15 protein-coding genes are annotated in these 19,415 nt (G+C 64.6%); 4 read left to right on the top strand and 11 right to left on the bottom strand.

The annotated features are described in order from the left end of the window. Positions 1 to 130: 130 nt before the first annotated feature. The 9 genes from ACGLHT_RS10530 to ACGLHT_RS10490 all read right to left on the bottom strand — a co-directional run bounded on the left by ACGLHT_RS10530 (position 131) and on the right by ACGLHT_RS10490 (position 14,031). On the bottom strand, positions 131 to 3,175 hold the full coding sequence (locus tag ACGLHT_RS10530) for a multidrug efflux RND transporter permease subunit (protein ID WP_085692169.1): 3,045 nt from the start codon (positions 3,173 to 3,175) through the stop codon (positions 131 to 133). 12 nt (positions 3,176 to 3,187) lie between these two features. Beyond that, positions 3,188 to 4,336 carry an efflux RND transporter periplasmic adaptor subunit gene (locus ACGLHT_RS10525; RefSeq protein ID WP_075046245.1) on the bottom strand — a complete coding sequence of 383 codons (1,149 nt, stop codon included), beginning with the start codon at positions 4,334 to 4,336 and terminating at the stop codon, positions 3,188 to 3,190. A 233-nt stretch (positions 4,337 to 4,569) separates the two neighbouring features. Next, positions 4,570 to 5,667, bottom strand: a complete 1,098-nt coding sequence (locus ACGLHT_RS10520; RefSeq protein ID WP_274078296.1) for a DUF1513 domain-containing protein — start codon at positions 5,665 to 5,667, stop codon at positions 4,570 to 4,572. A gap of 2 nt (positions 5,668 to 5,669) precedes the next feature. Beyond that, on the bottom strand, positions 5,670 to 6,734 hold the full coding sequence (locus ACGLHT_RS10515) for an imelysin family protein (protein ID WP_025340522.1): 1,065 nt from the start codon (positions 6,732 to 6,734) through the stop codon (positions 5,670 to 5,672). A 20-nt stretch (positions 6,735 to 6,754) separates the two neighbouring features. Beyond that, positions 6,755 to 8,182, bottom strand: coding sequence for a di-heme oxidoredictase family protein (locus ACGLHT_RS10510; protein ID WP_274120372.1), 1,428 nt, complete (start codon positions 8,180 to 8,182; stop codon positions 6,755 to 6,757). 277 nt (positions 8,183 to 8,459) lie between these two features. Further along, the gene (locus ACGLHT_RS10505) at positions 8,460 to 9,797 is read right to left on the bottom strand and encodes an imelysin family protein (RefSeq protein ID WP_274120373.1); all 1,338 of its coding nucleotides are present in this window, start codon (positions 9,795 to 9,797) and stop codon (positions 8,460 to 8,462) included. 158 nt (positions 9,798 to 9,955) lie between these two features. After that, positions 9,956 to 12,010, bottom strand: a complete 2,055-nt coding sequence (locus tag ACGLHT_RS10500) for a bifunctional diguanylate cyclase/phosphodiesterase (RefSeq protein ID WP_025340519.1) — start codon at positions 12,008 to 12,010, stop codon at positions 9,956 to 9,958. Positions 12,011 to 12,361: 351 nt separating this feature from the next. Beyond that, a complete protein-coding gene (locus ACGLHT_RS10495) occupies positions 12,362 to 12,958 on the bottom strand; it encodes a superoxide dismutase (RefSeq protein WP_013974076.1) in 597 nt (198 codons plus the stop codon). Between the two features lie 473 nt (positions 12,959 to 13,431). Continuing rightward, positions 13,432 to 14,031, bottom strand: a complete 600-nt coding sequence (locus ACGLHT_RS10490; RefSeq protein ID WP_003258234.1) for a LysE/ArgO family amino acid transporter — start codon at positions 14,029 to 14,031, stop codon at positions 13,432 to 13,434. Positions 14,032 to 14,128: 97 nt separating this feature from the next. Here ACGLHT_RS10490 and ACGLHT_RS10485 point away from each other — a divergent pair, with 97 nt between their 5' ends. The 3 genes from ACGLHT_RS10485 to ACGLHT_RS10475 all read left to right on the top strand — a co-directional run bounded on the left by ACGLHT_RS10485 (position 14,129) and on the right by ACGLHT_RS10475 (position 17,021). Continuing rightward, positions 14,129 to 15,019 carry a LysR family transcriptional regulator ArgP gene (locus ACGLHT_RS10485; protein ID WP_054573319.1) on the top strand — a complete coding sequence of 297 codons (891 nt, stop codon included), beginning with the start codon at positions 14,129 to 14,131 and terminating at the stop codon, positions 15,017 to 15,019. A gap of 49 nt (positions 15,020 to 15,068) precedes the next feature. Beyond that, on the top strand, positions 15,069 to 16,064 hold the full coding sequence (locus ACGLHT_RS10480) for an NAD(P)-dependent oxidoreductase (RefSeq protein WP_085614284.1): 996 nt from the start codon (positions 15,069 to 15,071) through the stop codon (positions 16,062 to 16,064). A gap of 87 nt (positions 16,065 to 16,151) precedes the next feature. Beyond that, positions 16,152 to 17,021 (top strand): hypothetical protein, encoded by an 870-nt coding sequence (locus tag ACGLHT_RS10475; protein WP_025340516.1) that lies wholly within the window; start codon positions 16,152 to 16,154, stop codon positions 17,019 to 17,021. 108 nt (positions 17,022 to 17,129) lie between these two features. Here ACGLHT_RS10475 and ACGLHT_RS10470 read toward each other — a convergent pair whose 3' ends face one another. Further along, positions 17,130 to 18,179, bottom strand: a complete 1,050-nt coding sequence (locus ACGLHT_RS10470) for an alkene reductase (protein ID WP_013974072.1) — start codon at positions 18,177 to 18,179, stop codon at positions 17,130 to 17,132. Positions 18,180 to 18,196: 17 nt separating this feature from the next. Then, on the bottom strand, positions 18,197 to 18,499 hold the full coding sequence (locus ACGLHT_RS10465) for a helix-turn-helix transcriptional regulator (protein ID WP_003258229.1): 303 nt from the start codon (positions 18,497 to 18,499) through the stop codon (positions 18,197 to 18,199). A 150-nt stretch (positions 18,500 to 18,649) separates the two neighbouring features. On the opposite strand from ACGLHT_RS10465, the gene ACGLHT_RS10460 reads away from it, so the two are divergent. Beyond that, the gene (locus ACGLHT_RS10460) at positions 18,650 to 19,234 is read left to right on the top strand and encodes an ACP phosphodiesterase (RefSeq protein WP_274120374.1); all 585 of its coding nucleotides are present in this window, start codon (positions 18,650 to 18,652) and stop codon (positions 19,232 to 19,234) included. The last annotated feature ends 181 nt before the right edge of the window (positions 19,235 to 19,415 follow it).

Raw genomic sequence — 19,415 nt, 5'->3', positions numbered from 1 at the left:
CGGGGCCTTTGGCATTTTTGCATCTGCCTTGCCGGCCTCTTCGCGGGCTTGCTTGCTCCCACAGGGATGGCACCGGTCCTGAAACTGGTGCCGCACCTGTGGGAGCGGGCGAGCCCGCGAAGAGGCCGGTTCAGGCAACCGATGTTTCCCTGGCAACCGCCTTGTGCGCCAGCAGGGTGTAGATACAAGGCAACACGAACAGGGTAAACAGCGTGCCGATCGACATCCCGGTGGCAATCACCGTACCGATGTCGAAGCGGCTTACCGCCCCCGCCCCGGTCGCCAGGATCAGCGGCACCATGCCGAACACCATCGCCGCCGTGGTCATCAGCACCGGCCGCAGGCGAATCGCCGCGGCTTCCTCGATCGCCTCGCGCACGCTCAGGCCGCGCTCCTCACGCAACTGGTTGGCAAACTCGACAATGAGGATGCCGTGCTTGCTGATCAGCCCGATCAGCGTCACCAGCCCGACCTGGGTGTAGATGTTCATGCTCGATACGCCCAGGAACAGCGGCAGCAGCGCGCCACAGATCGACAACGGCACCGTCACCAGAATCACCAGCGGGTCGCGGAAGCTTTCGAACTGCGCCGCCAGCACCAGGAAGATGATCGCCAACGCCAGGCCGAAGGTCACCCACAGCGCGCTGCCTTCCTGCACGTACTGGCGCGCCACGCCGGCATAGTCGAAGGCGAAGCCTTCCGGAGCCTCTTCGCGGGCGATGCCCTGCACGGTCTGCAGCGCCTCGCCCAGGCTGACCATGGGCACGCCCTGGATGATCGCCGAGTTCAGCTGCTGGAACTGGTTGAGCTGGCGCGGGCGGGCGCGGTCGGTGAGGGTGATGAGGGTGGATAGTGGCAGCAGTTGGCCCTGGTCGTTCTTCACGTAGTAGTTGTTCAGCCAGCCGGGGTTGTCGCGGTACGGCCGCTCGACCTGGGCAATCACCTTGTAGCTGCGGCCTTCGAGGGTGAAGCGGTTGATTTCCGCCTCGCCCAGCAAGGTCGCAAGGGTGCTGCCCAAGGTGTCCATCGACACCCCCATCTGCGCCGCCTTGGCCCGGTCGATATCCACCACCACCTCGGGCTTGTCGAAGGCCAGGTCGATGTCGAGGAAAGCGAACTTGCCGGATTCCTGGGCGCGGGCCTTGATGCGCTGGGCCACATCCAGCAGTGCCGGGTAGTCGCCAGCGCTGTTGATCACGAACTGGAATGGCAGGCCTTCGCCGGTGCCGGGCAGCGACGGCAGGTTGAAGCCGAAGATCTGCAGGCCACTGATTTCCTCGAGCTTGCTCTGCACCAGCGGCAGCAACTCCATCTGCGTGCGCTCGCGCTCGTTCCAGGGCTTGAGCAGGAAGCCGCCGATGCCGGTCTGCACGCCATTGAAACCGTTGATCTGGAACGATGAGTAGTACTCGGGGAAAGCCTTGAACAGCGGGGTGAATTCGTCGGTATAGGCGTTGAGGTAATCAAGGTTGGCCGGCTGCGGCGAACTGCTCATCATGAAGATCACCCCCTGGTCCTCGTTGGGCGCCAGTTCGTTCTGGGTGAACTTCAGCAGTACCGGAATCAGGCACAGGATGATCACGGCAAACACCAGCACGACAGGCCGGCTGTCGAGGGTGGTGTGCAGCAGGCGCTGGTAGCGCACCTTCAGGCGTTCGAACAGCATGTCCAGGCGGTGGGCCAGGCCGCTGGGGTTCTGTTCCTGGCGCAGCAGCAGGGCGCACATCATCGGTGACAGGGTGAGGGCAACGATGCCGGAGATGATCACCGCACCGGCCAGGGTCAGGGCAAACTCCTTGAACAGCGCGCCGGTGAGCCCGGTAAGGAAGCCGATCGGTGCATACACCGCCGCCAGGGTGATGGTCATCGACACCACCGGCATGGCGATTTCGCGGGCGCCCTCGAGGGCGGCGTCGAACGGTGACTTGCCTTCTTCCATGTGCCGGTGGATGTTCTCCACCACGACAATCGCGTCGTCCACCACCAGGCCGATGGCCAGCACCATGGCCAGCAGGGTCAGCAGGTTGAGCGAGTAGCCCATCATCTGCATGAAGAACAGCACGCCGATCATCGACAGCGGGATGGTCACCACCGGGATCAGCACCGAACGCAGGGCACCTAGGAACAGGAACACCACCACGATGACGATCAGTACCGCTTCGCCGAGGGTCTTGATCACTTCGTCGATGGAGGCCTGGATGAACAGCGTGGCGTCGTAGGCGATCGATACCTTCAGTGCCGAGGGCAGCTGGCTTTCCAGCTCGGGCATGATGCGCCGCACTTCCTTGATGACGTCCAGCGGGTTGGCGGCCGGTGTGGCCTTGATGCCGATGTACACCGATGGGGTGCCGTCGAACGAGCTGACCGTGTCGTAGTTTTCCGCCCCCATCTCGACCCGTGCCACATCGCCCAGCAGCACGCGGCTGTCGCCACTGGTCTTGACCGGCAGGGCGGCGAACGCCTCGGCCGACTTCAGCTCGGTGCTGGCGTTGATGCTGGTGACCACGTATTCACCCTTCACCTCGCCGGCCGCGGAAAGGAAGTTGTAGCGGCGCACGGCATTGGTCACGTCGGTGGCCGACAGGCCATAGCCTGCCAGTTTCACCGGGTCGATCCAGATGCGCATGGCGAACACCTGGTTGCCGAGGATTTCCGCTTCGGCCATGCCCGGCAGGGTCGCCAGCTTGGGCTGGATCACCCGTGACAGATAGTCGGTGATTTGCGGGTTGCTCATCTCCTTGCTGTAGAAACTGATGTACATCAGCGCCGAGGCATCGGCGGCTTCCTTGCTCAGTACCGGGTCTTCCGAGTCCTGGGGCAGCTTGTTGCGCACTTCGTTGGCCTTGGCCAGCAGTTCGGTGAACAACCGGTCGCTGTCGGCGCCGATGCGGGCGTAGATGGAAATGATCGAGAAGTTTTGCCGGCTCACCGAGGTCATGTAGTCGATGCCTTCGGCGCTGGCCAGGCTTTGCTGCAGCGGCTGGGTGATATAGCCCTGGATGGTCTCGGCGTTGGCGCCGGGGTAGGCGGTGGTCACCGTGATCAGGGCGTTTTCCATTTGCGGGTACTGGCGGATCTGCAGCTTGTTCCAGGCCTGGAAGCCCAGCAGCAGGATCAGCAGGCTGACCACGCTGGCCAGCACCGGGCGGCGGATGAACGGGTCGGTGAACGCCATGCCAGCCTCCTGTCAGTCCTTGCCCGGCGCGCCCTGTGCGGGCTTGAGGGCTTTGTCCTGGCCGATGCGGATCGCGGCGCCGGGGGTGAGCTTCAGTTGGCCGGCGGTGACCACCTGTTCCCCGGCCTGCAGGCCCTTGCTGACCACCACCACGCCGTCACGGCGCTCGCCGGTCTGCACCGTGCGCTGCTCGGCGGTGAGCTGCGGCTGGCCCTTGTCGTCGTTTTCCGGCTTGCCGTCCTTGTCCTTTTTCGGCGTGGCGACGTATACCGAGTTGCCATACAGGGTGTAGGTGATGGCGCTTTCCGGCACTACCACTTGTGGCTGCGGGTTGGGTAGCAGGATCAGCAGGCTGGCGAACATGCCCGGCAGCAGCTTGCCGTCCGGGTTGGCCATGGTCGCGCGCACCAGCAGGTTGCGCGTGGTTTCCTCGACCTTGGGGTTGATGGCGCTGAGGCTGGCTGGGAAGGTCTGGCCCGGGTAGGCGGCCACCTGCACCAGCACCTGCTGGCCCAGGCTGAGGTGCGGGAGGGCCTGTTCCGGTACGTTGAAGTCGACGTAGAGGCTGGATGTGTCCTGCAGGGTGGCGATCACCGTGCCGGCGGCGAGGTAGTCGCCGACGTCCACCTGGCGAATGCCGATGGTGCCGCTGAACGGGGCGCTGATGCTCTTCTTGGTCTTCGATGCCTTGAGCTGGTCGACCACCGCCTGGTTGCGCCGGTACTGGGCGGTGAGGCGGTCGAACTCGCCGCGGGAGATGGCCGAGTCGCCGACCAGCTGGCTGCCACGTCCGAAATCTACCTTGGCCAGGCCCAGGTCGGCCTGGGCGGTGCCGAGCAGGGCGGTTTCCTGGTCGTCGTTGAGTTGCAGCAACAGTTGCCCGGCCTTGACCTGCTGGCCCGAGTCGAAATGCAGGGCCTTGACGATACCCTCCACCTCCAGGCTCAGCTCCACGCCCTGTAGCGCCTTGAGGCTGCCGACGGCGGGCAGGCGCTCTTGCCACGGGCGCTGTTCGGCCAAGGCGGCCGCCACGGTGATGGGCGGCTTGGGGGCAGTGAACATCTGGATCTGCTGGTAGATCGAAAAGGCTTTGTAGCCCCCCAGGGCCAGCACGATCAGCAGAACCACGGCCAACATGATGAGCATGCGGCGGCGCAGCATAGGTCCGGTTCCTTGGATGCGGTTGTTATTCGCTTAGACACGACAACGGGCGATCCTGCCCACGTGTGGATGGGGGAAGTATTGACTGTTTTTGGGGGGAAGGGGAGTGGAATGCCTGGGCCGGCCCCTTCGCGGGCACGCCCGCTCCCACAGGAACCGCGCAGTCAGTGGGTTGCGCGGCCCCTGTGGGAGCGGGCGTGCCCGCGAAGAGGCCGGTGAAGGCAGCAGAAAAATCAGACCAGATGCAGGTGGTTGTCCCAGAAACCCGACGGCAGGTTCATCGGTTGCCCGACCAGCTCGGCCTTGCGGCAATCATAGAACCGGCAACGGCCCTGCCCGGAGGTGACGACAAAGCCGTCCTGTACCGCGCCCACCCCCGCGCAATCGGGCATTGGCGCATCCAGCCGCACCGCGCCGCTGTCCAGGTCCCAGACGAACAGGCGGTTGGCCCGTGGCGCGGTCAGCGCCACCAGCCGCAGCTCGCTGTGGATAGCCACGCTGGCGGTGTACTGGGCCATGGCCTGCAACTGCCGCTCCGGCACCGGGAAGGCCTTGAACGGCTCGCCCGGGCGCTTGATCGCCAGCAGCTCTGCGGTTTCATCGGCATCGCCCATGAACTGTTGGCAGGCGGCGATGGTGCCATCGCTGCCTACTGCCAGGTGGCGCACGCTGTTCATCTGCTGGGCCAGGGTTTCCTTGCTCAGCAGGGTACCGTCGCGCTGCATCAGCACCAGGCTCGGTTCCATGGCGTCGAGGTTCATCTCCACCCGGCTTTCGGCTTCGGTGCGGATACCGCCGTTGGCCACGATCAGCGTTTCGCCGTCCGGCAGCCAGGCCACTTCGTGCGGGCCGATGCCGTGGGTCGGAATCTCCCCGGTGTGCACCAGGCGCTCGCCTTCGAAGCGGTACACACCGAGTACGCCACGCCCCGGGTCGGTGGTGTCGTTCTCGGTGGCATACAGCCATTCGCCACCTTTGTGGATGACCGCGTGGCCGTAGAAGTGCCGGTTCGGCTGCGAGGTGACGGTCTGCAGCAGGCGCCCGTCGCGCAGGTCGACCAGGTAGCTTTCGGTGCCGGGACGGCGGGCGACGAACAGGGCGATCGGCAGGTCCGGGTGATGGATGATGGCATGGCAACGTTGGGCGACCTGGGTGCTGAACACCTGGGTGCCGTCCAGGCGGAACCCGACCGCATAGTGCTTGCCGTCGCCGTCGTCACGCGCCGACAGCAGCAGGGGCTCGCTGCCTTTGTTGCGGAACAGGCTCCAGCCGCCCAGGGTGAGGGCGCTGAGCAATACGCTACCGAGTTTGAGGGCCTGGCGTCGCAGCATGATCAGTCACCGTCGTTGGCATTGAAGCCCAGCTGGATGTTCAACGCCTTGGCCAGCTCGCCTTCGTGCAGGCGGTGGACGGCGTTGAGGCTGTCGTAGATCTGGTTCAGGGTTTGCTGGCCGGCGTCGTCGGCCAGCAGCTCGCCCAGGGTCTTCTGGTTGGCGGCCAGCAGTTTGAGCGAGGCAGCGTAGGCGGCATCGATCTTGTCCGCCAGGGCTTTCTGATCGCTGGACAGCAAGCCGCGCAGGCCTTGGTTGTCGACCCCGACCCAGACCGCTTCGGCGGCCTTGAGGCTGGCCTCCAGGCTCTTGAGCGAGCTGTGGCTGCGCCAGGCTTCGGCCTGCAGTGGCTGCGGGATACCCTTGCTCTGGCGGCCCATCGGCGCACCGAGCTTTTTCTTCAGGCTGTCCAGGGCGGTGACCTGGGCGCGCAGCAGGTCGGCAATGGCCTCGTGGGAGTCGGCGTAGCGCTGGTTGGGGAACTTGGTCATCTGCGAGAGCATGCCGTCGGTGCTGTTCCAGCCCTTGAGGATCTCTTCGGCCAGGGCCTTCTGGTGTTCACCAATGGCCACCAGCAACGGGCAGTAGCGGGCTTTCTGCTCGGCTGTGGCGATGTCCGGCTTGCTGTCGAACAGAATGTACTCGTAGGCCGACAGGCCACGTACCACCACGCTGGCCTTGCCCAGGGCCGCGGCATCGACCGGTTGGTCGGCGTTGACCAGTTGCTCGACCTGGCGGCCGACCAGGTTCTTCTTGTCGGGCCAGAACTGTACCTGCCAGGCGCGGTTGCCTTCGGCCAGCGGGCCGACCAGCAGCGGTTGCAGCTCGGCCCAGGCCTTTTGCGCGTTGAGGAAGTCGGCACGGGCCTTGTCCAGGGTTTCCTTGCCTTCGCAGTAGGCCAGGGCGCTGGCGGCCAGCGTGCGGTCGGCTTCGACCCAGCGGCTGTAGGTGGGCAGGATCACCTGCTTGGCGATGGCAGCGGAGGTCACGGCTTGCGGGTCCTGCGGCGAGCAGGCGCCGAGGGCGAGTGCGGCGAGGCTGGTGAACAACAGTTTGGGTCGGAACATGCCCGGCTCCTTTGCGCTTTTTAAAGTGAGTTCAGGAAAGCCAGCAACGCGGCACGCTGCTCGGCATTGAAAGTGAGTACGAAATTGCGTGCCGCCTCGGCCTCGCCACCGTGCCAGAGCACGGCTTCGAGCAGGTTGCGGGCGCGGCCGTCGTGCAGGAACTGGCTGTGGCCACTGACCGTTTCGCTCAGGCCGATGCCCCACAGTGGCGGGGTGCGCCAGTCCTGGCCGTTGGCGGCAAATTCGGTGCGCTCGTCGGCCAGGCCCGGGCCCATGTCATGCAGCAGCAGGTCGCTGTAGGGACGGATCAGCTGGTTGGCCAGCTCCGGCTCGGCGGCATTGGCGGCGGTGGTGAACTGCGGTGTATGGCAGCCCTGGCAGCCGGCCTGGTAGAACAGGTTCTTGCCTGCCAGCACCTGCGGCGAGCCCACGTCGCGGCGGGCCGGCACGGCCAGGTTGCGGGTGTAGAAGGTGACCAGGCGCAGGATGTTGTCGCTGACTTCCTTCTCGCCATTGGCACCGTCGCCGTTGGGCGCGGCCAGGCAATCGGCCTGCGCCGGGGTACAGTCGTCGTTGGGCTGCAGGGTGGTGGTCAGGCCCATGTCGCCGGCAAAGGCGTGCACGTTCTGCTGGTTGACGTTGGGCTGCCCGGCCTTCCAGCCGAAGCGGCCGACCACGGTCTTGCCCAGGGCATCGTCCCACACCCGGTTGGCCCGGCCGCGAATGCCGTCGCGGTTGTGGTCATCCGGGTCTTCGTTGGCCAGCAGGTCGGCTTCGGGGATGGCTTCGAGCAGGCCCAGGCCGATCATTGGCGGCGCCACCCGCGCCGAAAAGCGCGTGTCGGGGTGCATCACGCCATAGCCGAGCTGGGTGATCTGCAGGGCCGGCTTGCGCAGCTCGACCTGGTGGCCGTCCTCGAACGACACCGTTTCGCTGGTGTAGCTCACCCGCACCTTGCCTTCCGGCGTCACGCCGGGGATGGCCATGTCCTGCAGCTGGGTGCCATAGACCGGCTCCGGCACCACGCCGAGGCGTTCGACCACCTTGGCCAAGTAAGGCTGGTCGGGGATCGACAGGCGTACCAGCATCGATACGGCGTTGCTGTCGCCCGGCTCTGGCGGGTGGCCGCGGCCGTCGCGCACGTGGCAGTTCTGGCAGGCATTGGTGTTGAACAGCGGGCCCAGGCCGTCACGGGCGGTGGTGGTGGACGGGGCGATCACCCAGGGGTTGCGGAAGAAGCTGTTGCCTACGGCGAAGTCCAGGCGCCGCTCGGGCGAGAGGTTGGCCGAGGGCAGGGAATAGGCATTGCGGTCAGTGCGCTGCACGGTGGCTTTGCCGCCCGACAATGCTTCGCCGGGCTCGGCCTGGGTGAAACGCGGGGCGTCGTCACAGGCGGCGAGGGCAAAGGCCAGCAGCAGGGGGGAGAGTCGGGACAGCGACAAGGACATCGAGAATCCTGGGCGTGAGCGAAAAACCGGCGTGCAAGCTTAGCAGGGTGAGGGAGTTTGAATAAGAGCAATTTGCAATTGCTGGATGAAATCGGTGTCAGTTGGCCATGGTCTGTGGTTGCCTGGTCGGGCCCTATCGCCGGCAAGCCAGCTCCCACAGGTACTTCACAGCCCTTGAGCCCTGTGGGGTACCTGTGGGAGCTGGCTTGCCGGCGATAGGGCCGGAAGCAAAAAAGGCGACCCGAAGGCCGCCTCTTTCAGAACCGCTACAGCAGGATCAGAACTCGTGATCCGCGGTATCCGGGTTCAGGTTGGCAATGCCCAGCTTGCCCGCGGCCTGCTCGATCGCACCGGTCTGCTTGACCAGGGAGGCGATGGCGTCACGCACGATCTGGTTGCCGGCTGCGTTGTCGGCAGCGATCAGCTGGTCGTAGTGCTCGCCCTTGAGGGCGTGGTCGACGATCACCTGGATCTTGGCTTCGGTGGCTTCCAGGTCGGCCTTGAGGGTGGCGTCGGCGGCCGGGTCTACCTTGGCCACCAGCGACGACAGGCTCGGGCCGGTCACCTTGCTGCCGTCCGGGCGGGTGTACTCGCCCAGGTAGACGTTGCGGATGCCCTTGGCGTCGTAGAAGTGCGAGTAGTGGGTGTTGTCGCTGAAGCAGTCGTGCTCGTCTTCCGGCGAGTTGGCTTCCAGCGAAACCTTCATGCGTTCGCCAGCCAGTTCGCCCAGCGACAGGCTGCCCATGCCGAACAGCATCTTGCGCAGGCCGTCGTTGACCGACTCGGCTTCCAGCTTGGCGCGGTAGTTGTCGGCGACGTTCGGTGCCCAGTTGCCGACCATCTCTTCGAGGTCCTTGACCAGCAGGTCGGTGACCGCTTTCAGGTAGGCACGGCGGCGGTCGTTGTGGCCACCGGTGGCGCCCTTGCCTTCCAGGTAGTCCGACGCCGGACGGTTGCCCGCGCCCGGGCCGGTGCCGTTCAGGTCCTGGCCCCAGAGCAGGAACTCGATGGCGTGGTAGCCGGTGGCGACGTTGGCCTCGGAGCCGCCCAGTTCGTTCAGGCTGGCCAGCTTCTCGGGGGTGATGTCCTTGACGTCGATCTTCTCTTCGCCCACCTGAATCTCGGTGTTGGCGATGATGTTGGCGTTGGCCGCCGGGTTGCCCAGGGCGTGCTCATAGCTCTTGTCGACGTAGTCGATCAGGCCTTCGTCCAGCGGCCAGGCGTTCACCTGGCCTTCCCAGTCGTCGATGATGGTGTTGCCGAAGCGGAAGGCTTCGCTCTGCAGGTACGGTACGCGCGAGGCGAACCAGGCTTCTTTGGCTGCCTTCAGGGTTTCGTCGTTGGGCTTGGCCAGGAACGCGTCGACTGCGGTCTGCAGGGTCTTGGCGGTGCTCAGCGAGTCGCTGTACACGGCGTAGACCAGCTCGGCGTAATGTTTGACCACGGCTTTGCCGGCGGCTTCGTCGACAGCCCCGGGCGCCGCAGCGGTGGTGCTGGCGGCAGCAGGTGCCTGGGCTTGCGGCGCGGCGGCCTTGTCGTCCTTGCCTTCACCGCAACCGGCGAGAGCGATGGCAATGGCCAGCAGACTGGCGGAGGCCAGAGGCATTCGAATCATTATTGGTTTTCCTGCGTCGTGTGGTTGGACCAAGGGGTGGACCGTGCGCCGTGGCACGCGAAACCGCAACATCATGCGAAAGATTTGCATTTGCTGTAAAGGGGGCGGGCATGCAATTCGTGTAAATGCCGGTCACGGCCTGTAACCGGGCAGGCGGCTCAGAGCATCGAAACCTGGTTTCGCTGTGCCTGCTTGAGGAAGTTGGTCAGCTCACGGGCCGACAGCGGCTTGCTGTAGTGGTAGCCCTGGCCCTCGTGGCAGCCCTGGGCGACGATGTAGGTTTCCTGTTCGGCGGTTTCCACGCCTTCGGCGATCACCTGCATCCCCAGGCTCTTGCCCAGCTGGATGATGGCGCGAACGATGGTGGCGTCGTCATCGTCGTCCAGCAGGTCCTGGACGAAGCTCTTGTCGATCTTGATCTTGTCCAGCGGCAGCGATTTCAGGTAGCTGAGCGACGAGTAGCCGGTGCCGAAGTCGTCGATGGCAATCAATGCTCCGGAGCGGCGCAGGCTCAGCAGGTGCTGGGCGGCGGTGCTGATGTCTTCCATCAGGCCGGTCTCGGTGACTTCCAGTTCCAGGCTGCGCGGCGGCAGGCGATAGGCCTGCAGCAGGTTGTTGACCACCCGCGGCAGTTCGCTGTGGTGCAGCTGCACGGTGGACAGGTTGACCGCCATGCGCAGCTCGCTGAAGCCCATGTCGTGCCATTCGCGCAATTGCCGGCAGGCCTGGTCGAGCACCCATTCACCGATGCTGATGATGCTGCCGTTCTGTTCGGCCAGGGGGATGAACTGGTCTGGCGGCACCATGCCCAGCTCCGGGTGCTGCCAGCGCAGCAATGCCTCGACACCGACCACGCGGTGGTCGCGGTAGCTGATCTGTGGCTGGTAAACCAGGTACAGCTGGTTGCGCGGCAGGGCTTCGCGCAGGTCCTTTTCCAGCTCGCGACGGCGGCGCATCTCGCTGTCGACGCTGGCGATGTAGAACTGGTAGCGGTTGCGCGAACGGGCCTTGGCCAGGGTCATGGTCTGTTCGGCTTTCTGCAGCAGCTTCTCGGTGCTGTCGCCGTCTTCCGGGAACAGGGTGATGCCGATGGTGGCGCGCAGGCGGATCTGCTGGTGGTGGTCGAGGTCGAACGGCACTTCCAGGTCGTCGAGGATACTCTGCGCCAGTTCGGCCGCCTCGTAGGGCTGCTCGATATTGGCCTGCACCAGGGCGAACTGGTCACCACCCAGGCGTGCCAGGGCGCCCAGGCGGCCACTGTGGGCGCGCAGGCGGTCGGCCAGGGCCAGCAGCAGCTGGTCGCCGACCTGGTAGCTGAACTGCTCGTTGATGCCCTTGAAGTCGTCCAGGCCTACGCACAGTACCGCCACGCGGTGTTGCAGGCGGCCGCCGTCGACGAGGATCTTGTCCAGTTGCTGCTGCAACTGCTGGCGGTTGGGCAGGCCGGTGAGGAAGTCGTACTGGGCCATGCGTTGCAGGCTGTTTTCCGCCTCGTGGCGCAGATGGGTGTTGCGCTCGATCGAGGCCAGCAGCTGGTTGGCGGTATTTACCCACAGGCCCAGCTCGTTCTTCTCGTGGCCCTTGAGCAGCGGCAGCTGGTGCTGGCTTGGGCGGTCGGGGTTGATCTGGGTGAGGTGCTCGATGATCTTCGACAGCGGTTTGGTCAGCAGCCAGTGGTAGACCAGGTACAGCACCAGGCCCATGGCCAGGGCCCGCAGCACACCGGAGATGAAGATGATCACGGCGTTGATCAGGAAGTCTTCGCCGTAGGACGAGGTGTCCAGGGTGATGCTCAGGTCGCCGTAGTATTCGCTGTAGGGGCCGCGGCCGACCAGTTGCGTGGTGTAGGTACGTTCCTGGCCGAGGATCAGGTCGGTCAGCCAGCGCATGGACATGTCCTGCAGCGGGCGGGACTTTTCCGCCAGCATGGTTTCGTTGGGGTGGCCGATGGAGGCCATGCGTACCGATTCGTCCTGGAACAGGCCTTCCATCACCTGCATGCCCATTTCGCGGTCGAGGCTGTATACCGCCTGGGTCGAGGGGTCGCGGAACATGTCGAGGATGCGCTGGGCATCGTTGTTCACGGCCTGGCGGGTCTTGTAGGTGTCGTAGACGATTTGCGCACAGCTGAGCACGACACCGACCGCTAGCGCCGACAGCAGCACGACCCTGAGCAACTTGACCGACAAGCTGTTCCGCAATTCCAGCTTCAATGGGGTTTCCTTAATCCATGCGCATGGCATCATTTTGCCATCAACGATGACGATACACTATCGGCCGACCATCAATAGTGTATCGGTTGCCTGACCCCGCAACTTGAATGCGCTGTAACAATCTTCCAGAGGTTTGATGTTAGCGTGCTATGCGGGCTGAGCAAGCCTTTGCTGGTGGGTTGAAGGTGAAATCTGTGGTGACCCCTTCGCGGGCACGCCCGCTCCCACAGGTAGGGCGCCGCCTGTGGACCTGATGCTATCCCTGTGGGAGCGGGCGTGCCCGCGAAGAGGCCGGTACAGGCATAAAAAAACCCGGCACCGGGCCGGGTTTTTCGTTCAGGGCTGAATGACTCAGGCCTTGAAGGTCTTGCCTTCGAACTGCTCGGCAACGAAGGCCCAGTTGACCAGGTTCCAGAACGCCTCGACGTACTTCGGACGCAGGTTGCGGTAGTCGATGTAGTAGGCGTGTTCCCAGACGTCGCAGGTCAGCAGCGGGGTGTCGCCGCTGGTCAGCGGGCAGCCGGCGCCGATGGTGCTGGCCAGGGCCAGGGAACCGTCAGCCTTCTTCACCAGCCAGCCCCAGCCGGAACCGAAGGTGCCAACCGAAGTCTTGGTGAACTCTTCCTTGAACTTGTCGAAGGAACCGAAAGCGGCGTTGATGGCGTCAGCCAGGGCACCGGTCGGCTGGCCACCGGCGTTTGGTGCCAGGCAGTTCCAGTAGAAGGTGTGGTTCCAGACTTGAGCGGCGTTGTTGAAGATGCCGCCCGAAGAGCTCTTGACGATCTCTTCCAGGGTCTTGCCTTCGAATTCGGTGCCTGGGACCAGGTTGTTCAGGTTCACGACATAGGTGTTGTGGTGCTTGTCGTGGTGATACTCCAGGGTTTCCTTGGAGATGTGCGGCTGCAGGGCATCGTGGGCGTACGGCAGCGGCGGCAATTCAAAAGCCATGGTGGATCTCCTGATTCAGGTCTGTTTGCGGTTTGCGCAAGGCCGATCACGGGCGGCCCGATGAGCGTCGGCGAGTTTGTACTCTTTGCGACGCAAGGGCTGGATCATAGCACCGGGCCCGGCGCATAACCACGCAACAAAGATAGGGAATAGAGGTTCCAGAGCGGTCGGGGTGTGCCGACCGGTGGTGTTCGGCTTAACGCTTGTAGCGCCTGTGAGATCGAGCGCCGCCCGCGCGGCGCTTCGCAGCACAAGGCTGCTCCTACATCTGTTTCAGGCCAGTCATTCCTGAGGCAGGCGCGCTCGGCCCCTTAGTGTTCACCTCGATATCGTGTCGGACCAACAAGGCGGTCGCGCGCGTTGGTGCAGGCATTGCTGGCCCAAAACAGATGTAGGAGCAGCCTTGTGCTGCGAAGCGCCGCGCGGGCGGCGCTCGATCTCACAGGCGATAAAGATGTTGTGGTGAGCCGAGGTCAGTTGAAGATCAACTGCGCCGCCACCGCGAACATCATCACCGCCACCATCAGGTCGAGCATGCGCCAGGTCGCCGGCCGAGCCAGCCAAGGTGCTAGCCAGGCGGCACCGATCGCTAGGGTCGAGAACCACAGCAGCGAGGCGCTGGCAGCGCCGGCCACGTAGGCGCCAGGCGCAGCCTGCTGGGCGCCCAGCGAGCCGATCAGCAGCACCGTGTCGAGGTATACGTGCGGGTTCAGCAGGGTCACCGCCAGGGCGCTGAGCAGTACCGCGCGGCGTGAGCGCGCACCCTGGCCTTGCTGGTGCTGCAGGCTCTGCCTGGAGCAGGCGCTGCGCAAAGCCTTGGCGCCGTACCAGATCAGGAACACCGCCCCGCCCCAGCGGGCGATCGCCAGCAACGTCGGGTTGTGCGCCAGCACGGTGGCCAGGCCGAACACACCGGCTGCTACCAGGATGGCGTCACAGACGATGCACAGTGCCGCCACCGGCAAATGATGCTCGCGGCGCAAGCTCTGGGCGAGGACGAAGGCGTTCTGTGCACCGATGGCCATGATCAGGCCGAAGGCCACGAGCATGCCGTTGAGATAGCTTTGCCACATGGCGTGCTCTCCAAAGAGTCCAAAAGATGCTGGTCATTGTGATGAACCACGCTGTATAAGAAAAACAAATAGAGCTGATCCGTCATTAGGAAAATCGATGTTCGACTACAAGCTGCTGGCCGCCCTTGCCGCCGTGATCGAGCAGGGTGGTTTCGAACGCGCGGCGCAGGTGCTGGGCTTGTCGCAGTCGGCCATCTCCCAGCGCATCAAGCTGCTCGAGGCGCGGGTCGGCCAGCCGGTGCTGGTGCGTGCCACACCGCCAAGCCCGACCGAAGTCGGCCGCCAGTTGCTCAACCATGTGCAGCAGGTGCGCCTGCTCGAACGCGACCTGCAGCGCCAGGTGCCGGCGCTGGACGAGGAGGGCATGCCGGAGCGCCTGCGCATCGCCCTCAACGCCGACAGCCTGGCTACCTGGTGGGCCGGCGCAGTGGGCAACTTCTGCGCACAGCAGAACGTGCTGACCGACCTGGTGGTGGAAGACCAGGAAGTGGGCCTGAAACGCATGCGTGCGGGCGAAGTGGCGGCCTGCCTGTGTGGCAGCGAGCGGCCGGTCGCCGGCGCGCGCAGCCTGCCGCTGGGCGCCATGCGCTACCGGGCGCTGGCCAGCCCCGGGTTCATGGCGCGGCATTTTCCGCAGGGCTTCGCTGCCAGCCGCCTGGCCCGTACCCCGGCGATCGTGTACGGCCCGGACGACTTCCTGCAACACCGCTACCTGGCATCGCTGGGCATCGAGGATGGCTTCCTGCACCACTTGTGCCCGTCGTCCGAAGGCTTCCTGCGCATGACCGAAGCCGGCCTGGGCTGGGGCCTGGTGCCGGAACTGCAGGCTCGCGAGCAACTGGCCAGCGGCCAGTTGGTGGAAATCTGCAGCGATACCCCCATCGATGTGCCGCTGTACTGGCATCATTGGCGCAATGGCGGGCAACTGCTCGCGCAACTGACCGACCACCTGCGGCACACCGCACGGCAATGGCTGGTGCCCTTGTAGCCACGGCTGGCGTCAGTTGCATCTGAAATCTGGCAAGACGGAGTCTTACATGCGAATTCTGGTCACCGGCGCGAGTGGCTTCATTGGCGGGCGCTTTGCGCGCTTTGCCCTGGAGCAGGGCCTGGACGTGCGGGTCAGCGGCCGTCGAGCCGAAGGGGTCGAGCACCTGGTCAAGCGCGGCGCCCAGTTCATCCCCGGCGACCTGGGTGATGCCGAGCTGGCACGCCGCCTGTGCCAAGGCGTCGAGGCGGTGGTGCACTGCGCCGGCGCAGTGGGCAACTGGGGGCGCTACCAGGACTTCTATCAAGGCAATGTGGTGGTCACCGAAAACGTGGTCGAGGGCTGCTTGAAGGAGCACGTACGACGCCTGGTACACCTGTCGTCGCCGTCGATCTACTTCAATGGCCGCTCGCGCCTGGACATCCGGGAAGAGCAGGTGCCGCGCCGCTTCCATGACCATTACGGGCAGACCAAGCACATGGCCGAACAGAAAGTGTTCGGTGCCCAGGAGTTCGGCCTCGAGGTGCTGGCGCTGCGCCCGCGCTTCGTCACCGGCGCCGGCGATGCCAGTATCTTCCCGCGGCTGATGCAGATGCAGCGCAAGGGGCGTGTGGCGATCATCGGCAACGGCCTGAACAAAGTCGATTTCACCAGCGTGCACAACCTCAACGAAGCGCTGCTCAGTGCTCTGTTCGCCGACGACCGGGCGCTGGGCCAGGCCTATAACATCAGCAACGGCCAGCCGCTGCCGCTGTGGGACGTGGTCAACTACGTGATGCGCCAGATGCAGTTGCCGCAGGTTACCCGGTACCGCTCCTACGGCCTGGCCTACAGCCTGGCCGCGCTGAACGAGGCGGCCTGCATGTTGTGGCCGGGGCGCCCGCAACCGACCCTGTCGCGCCTGGGGATGCAGGTGATGAGCCGCGATTTCACCCTGGATATCAGCCGCGCCCGGCAGTACCTGGACTACCAGCCCAAGGTCAGCCTGTGGACGGCGCTGGATGAATTCTGTGCCTGGTGGAAGCACCAGCCGCCGGGGCAGTGAAGCCGCTCGGCTGACAATGGTCATCAACGCGCCGCGCTGGCGGTTTATACTCGTGCCTCTTTGCGACTACCGCGGTTGAATGTATCCATGCGTAACCATGCTCACGATGACTACGATGATGTGCCTACCCTGAGGGCCGGCACCCATGACGATGACGAACTGATGCCGGCGCACGTGGTGCGCAGCCGCCAGAAAGCCGCTCGCGGTGCCAGCACCGCGCCGCTATGGGCATTGCTCGGGGCCTCGTTCATCGCCTTGGCGGGCCTTGGCTGGTGGAGCTTCCAGCAGATCTCGCTGATGGAGCAGCAACTGGTGGCGACCCAGGAAAGCTTCGCCCGCATCAGCGAAGAGGCTGCCGGGCGCCTGCAGGCGATCAGCGGCAAGGTGGCGGCCAGCGAATCCGGCGCCACTACCAACAGCGAGGCGTTGAAGCTGCAGCTGCGCCAGTTGCAGAAGGGTGTGGCCGGGCAGACCGGTGACCTGGGCAAGCGCCTGGAGCAGGTACTGGCCGATACCCGTGAACAGCAGAAGGCCGTGACCGAGCTGCAGAGCCAGTTGCAGGCGCAACTGAAGGCAGTGAATGGTGAGCTGGCCGCGTTGCGCTCGGGGCAGGTCGATGGTGGCAAGCTGGATACGCAGTTCAAGGGCCTGAACGAACAGGTTGCTGCGCTGAAGGCCGCGCAGGCTGATGGCGCCAAGCTGGACGGGCAGCTCAAGAGCCTGGGCAACGAGGTGGCAGCGCTGAAGAAGCAGGGTAACCCGAGCGCGGCCATCCAGGACCTGGAGCAGGACATCCTGGTGCTCAAGAGCCAGATCGACAACCGCCCGGCCGCGGCGGCGTCCAGTGGTGCTTCGGTGCAGGAATTCGACGCCTTCCGGGCGCAGACGACCCGCAACCTGAATACCTTGCAGAGCCAGATCCAGAACCTGCAGCAGCAGATCAATGCCCGGCCGTGAGATCACCTGAACCTTCTTCGCGGGCACGCCCGCTCCCACAGGTACAGCGACAAGCTTGAAGATTGTGCTGACCCTGTGGGAGCGGGCGTGCCCGCGAATGGCCCTGAATCACAACCGCGGATAATCGATGTACCCCACCGGCCCCTTGCCATAGAAAGTCTCCGGCCGCGCCTCGTTCAACGGCGCATCCGCCGCCAACCGCGCCGGCAGGTCAGGGTTGGCGATGAACGGCACGCCAAACGCCACGGCGTCGGCCTTGCCATTGGCCAGGGCTGCATTGGCACTGGCCTTGTCAAACCGCTCATTGACGATGTACGGGCCACCGAACGCCTCTTTGATCAGCGGGCCGATACTGTCATCGGCTTCCTTTTCCCGTGAGCAGATGAAGGCAATACCCCGCTTGCCCAGCTCACGGGCCACGTAGGTAAAGGTTTCGGCACGGTCGGCATCGCCCATGTCATGGGCATCGGCACGCGGCGCCAGGTGCACGCCCACGCGGTTTGCGCCCCACACCTCGATGGCCGCATCGGTCACTTCCAGCAGCAGCCGCGCACGGTTTTCCAGCGAGCCGCCGTAGCGGTCGGTGCGCTGGTTGGTGCTGCTCTGCAGGAACTGGTCGAGCAGGTAGCCGTTGGCACCGTGGATCTCCACGCCATCGAAACCGGCAGCCTTGGCATTCTCGGCACCGCTGCGGTAGGCCTCGACGATGTCGATGATTTCTTCGGTTTCCAGCGCGCGTGGGGTGGGGTAGTCACTGAGCGGGCGCACCAGGCTTACATGGCCCTTGGGCTGGATCGCGCTGGGGGCCACCGGCAGCTCGCCGTTCAGGTAGCTGGGGTGGGAGATGCGGCCAACGTGCCACAGTTGCAGGAAGATGCGCCCGCCAGCGGCATGCACGGCCTTGGTCACATTGTTCCAGCCACGCACCTGCTCGTCGTTCCAGATACCAGGGGTATCCGGGTAGCCGACGCCCATGGCGCTGACCGAGGTCGCCTCGCTGAGGATCAGCCCGGCGCTGGCGCGCTGCACGTAGTACTCGGCCATCAGCGCATTGGGCACGCGGCCTTCGTCGGCCCGGCAGCGGGTGAGCGGGGCCATGATGATGCGGTTGGGCAGTTGCAGGTCGCCCAGGGTGATCGGATCGAAAAGCGTGGTCATGACGGTTACCTGCCTGTTCAGAGTGCTTGGCGCAGTTGTTCGAGAAACGCCTGGATAGTGGCTTCGTTGCGTTTGAAGAAGTGCCATTGGCCGATCTTCTGGCTGCTGATCAGCCCGGCGCGCTGCAGGGTGGCCAGGTGGGCGGAGACGGTCGACTGCGACAGGCCGCAGCGTTGGTCGATCTGCCCGGCACACACACCGTTCTCGGTGCTGTGGTACTGGTCGGGGAATTGCGTTGCCGGGTCCTTCAGCCAGCTGAGGATTTCTCGCCTGACCGGGTGGGCCAGCGCTTTTATGATTTCGTCGAGATCGAGAGGCATGGGTTGAGGCTCGTTGTAGCGGTATATCGCGATAGGGCGAAATGTAAATCGTGGATTCCCGATATACAAATACGAAGAGGTTTTGAGCTGAGCACGAATCGCTATATCGCGTTATAACGATATAGGGGGCGGCGGTGCTAGACTGCGCTCATGAACTACCTCGCACACCTGCACCTTGGCGGCCCGGCGCCGCAACAACTGCTTGGCAGCCTGTATGGCGACTTTGTCAAAGGCTCGCTGGAAGGGCGCTTCCCGCCTGCGCTGGAGGCGGCCATCCGGCTGCACCGGCATATCGACAGCTATACCGACCAGCATCCGTTGGTGCTGGCGGCACTGGCGCGCTTTCCGCGGGAGCGGCGGCGCTTTGCGGGGATTGTTCTGGATGTGTTTTTCGACCATTGCCTGGCCCGGCATTGGCGGGATTATGCCGAGCAGCCGCTGGCGCAGTTCACCGGGGACTTTTATCGGGTGTTGTTGGCGGAGCCCGAGTTGCCGGGGCGGCTGGCGCGGATTGCGCCGTTCATGGCGGCGGATGACTGGCTGGGGGCGTATGGCGACTTTGCCACGCTGGAGCAGGTGTTCAACGGCATTGCCCGGCGCTTGTCGCGGCCGGAGGGGATGGTTGGGGTGATGGGGGAGCTGGAGCGGCTGTATGAGCCATTGCTGGCGGACTTCAGGGAGTTTTATCCACAGTTGCAGGCGTTTGCTGCAGCGGGGCGGATGTCTGACAGTTAGTGCTGGGTTGGCGTTGCCGGCCTCTTCGCGGGTAAACCCGCTCCCACAGGTACACCACAGAACTCAGGATGAGTACCATCCCTGTGGCTCCCACAGGTACACCACAGAACTCAGGATGAGTGCCATCCCTGTGGCTCCCACAGGTACACCACAGAACCCAGGATGAGTGCCATCCCTGTGG

It is taken from the genome of Pseudomonas sp. PsB (assembly GCF_043658375.1).
GTDB classification, from domain to species: Bacteria; Pseudomonadota; Gammaproteobacteria; order Pseudomonadales; family Pseudomonadaceae; genus Aquipseudomonas; species Aquipseudomonas putida_Z.
Note: the sequence above shows the minus strand (reverse complement) of the source record. Positions and strands in the feature narration are given on the sequence as shown.

Excerpts from the sequence above, each read along its gene's own strand:
- ACGLHT_RS10530 (WP_085692169.1), bottom strand. The coding sequence starts at position 3,175 with ATGGCGTTCACCGACCCGTTCATCCGCCGCCCGGTGCTGGCCAGCGTG.
- ACGLHT_RS10525 (WP_075046245.1), bottom strand. The coding sequence starts at position 4,336 with ATGCTGCGCCGCCGCATGCTCATCATGTTGGCCGTGGTTCTGCTGATC.
- ACGLHT_RS10520 (WP_274078296.1), bottom strand. The coding sequence starts at position 5,667 with ATGCTGCGACGCCAGGCCCTCAAACTCGGTAGCGTATTGCTCAGCGCC.
- ACGLHT_RS10515 (WP_025340522.1), bottom strand. The coding sequence starts at position 6,734 with ATGTTCCGACCCAAACTGTTGTTCACCAGCCTCGCCGCACTCGCCCTC.
- ACGLHT_RS10510 (WP_274120372.1), bottom strand. The coding sequence starts at position 8,182 with ATGTCCTTGTCGCTGTCCCGACTCTCCCCCCTGCTGCTGGCCTTTGCC.
- ACGLHT_RS10505 (WP_274120373.1), bottom strand. The coding sequence starts at position 9,797 with ATGATTCGAATGCCTCTGGCCTCCGCCAGTCTGCTGGCCATTGCCATC.
- ACGLHT_RS10495 (WP_013974076.1), bottom strand. The coding sequence starts at position 12,958 with ATGGCTTTTGAATTGCCGCCGCTGCCGTACGCCCACGATGCCCTGCAG.
- ACGLHT_RS10490 (WP_003258234.1), bottom strand. The coding sequence starts at position 14,031 with ATGTGGCAAAGCTATCTCAACGGCATGCTCGTGGCCTTCGGCCTGATC.
- ACGLHT_RS10485 (WP_054573319.1), top strand. The coding sequence starts at position 14,129 with ATGTTCGACTACAAGCTGCTGGCCGCCCTTGCCGCCGTGATCGAGCAG.
- ACGLHT_RS10480 (WP_085614284.1), top strand. The coding sequence starts at position 15,069 with ATGCGAATTCTGGTCACCGGCGCGAGTGGCTTCATTGGCGGGCGCTTT.
- ACGLHT_RS10475 (WP_025340516.1), top strand. The coding sequence starts at position 16,152 with ATGCGTAACCATGCTCACGATGACTACGATGATGTGCCTACCCTGAGG.
- ACGLHT_RS10470 (WP_013974072.1), bottom strand. The coding sequence starts at position 18,179 with ATGACCACGCTTTTCGATCCGATCACCCTGGGCGACCTGCAACTGCCC.
- ACGLHT_RS10465 (WP_003258229.1), bottom strand. The coding sequence starts at position 18,499 with ATGCCTCTCGATCTCGACGAAATCATAAAAGCGCTGGCCCACCCGGTC.
- ACGLHT_RS10460 (WP_274120374.1), top strand. The coding sequence starts at position 18,650 with ATGAACTACCTCGCACACCTGCACCTTGGCGGCCCGGCGCCGCAACAA.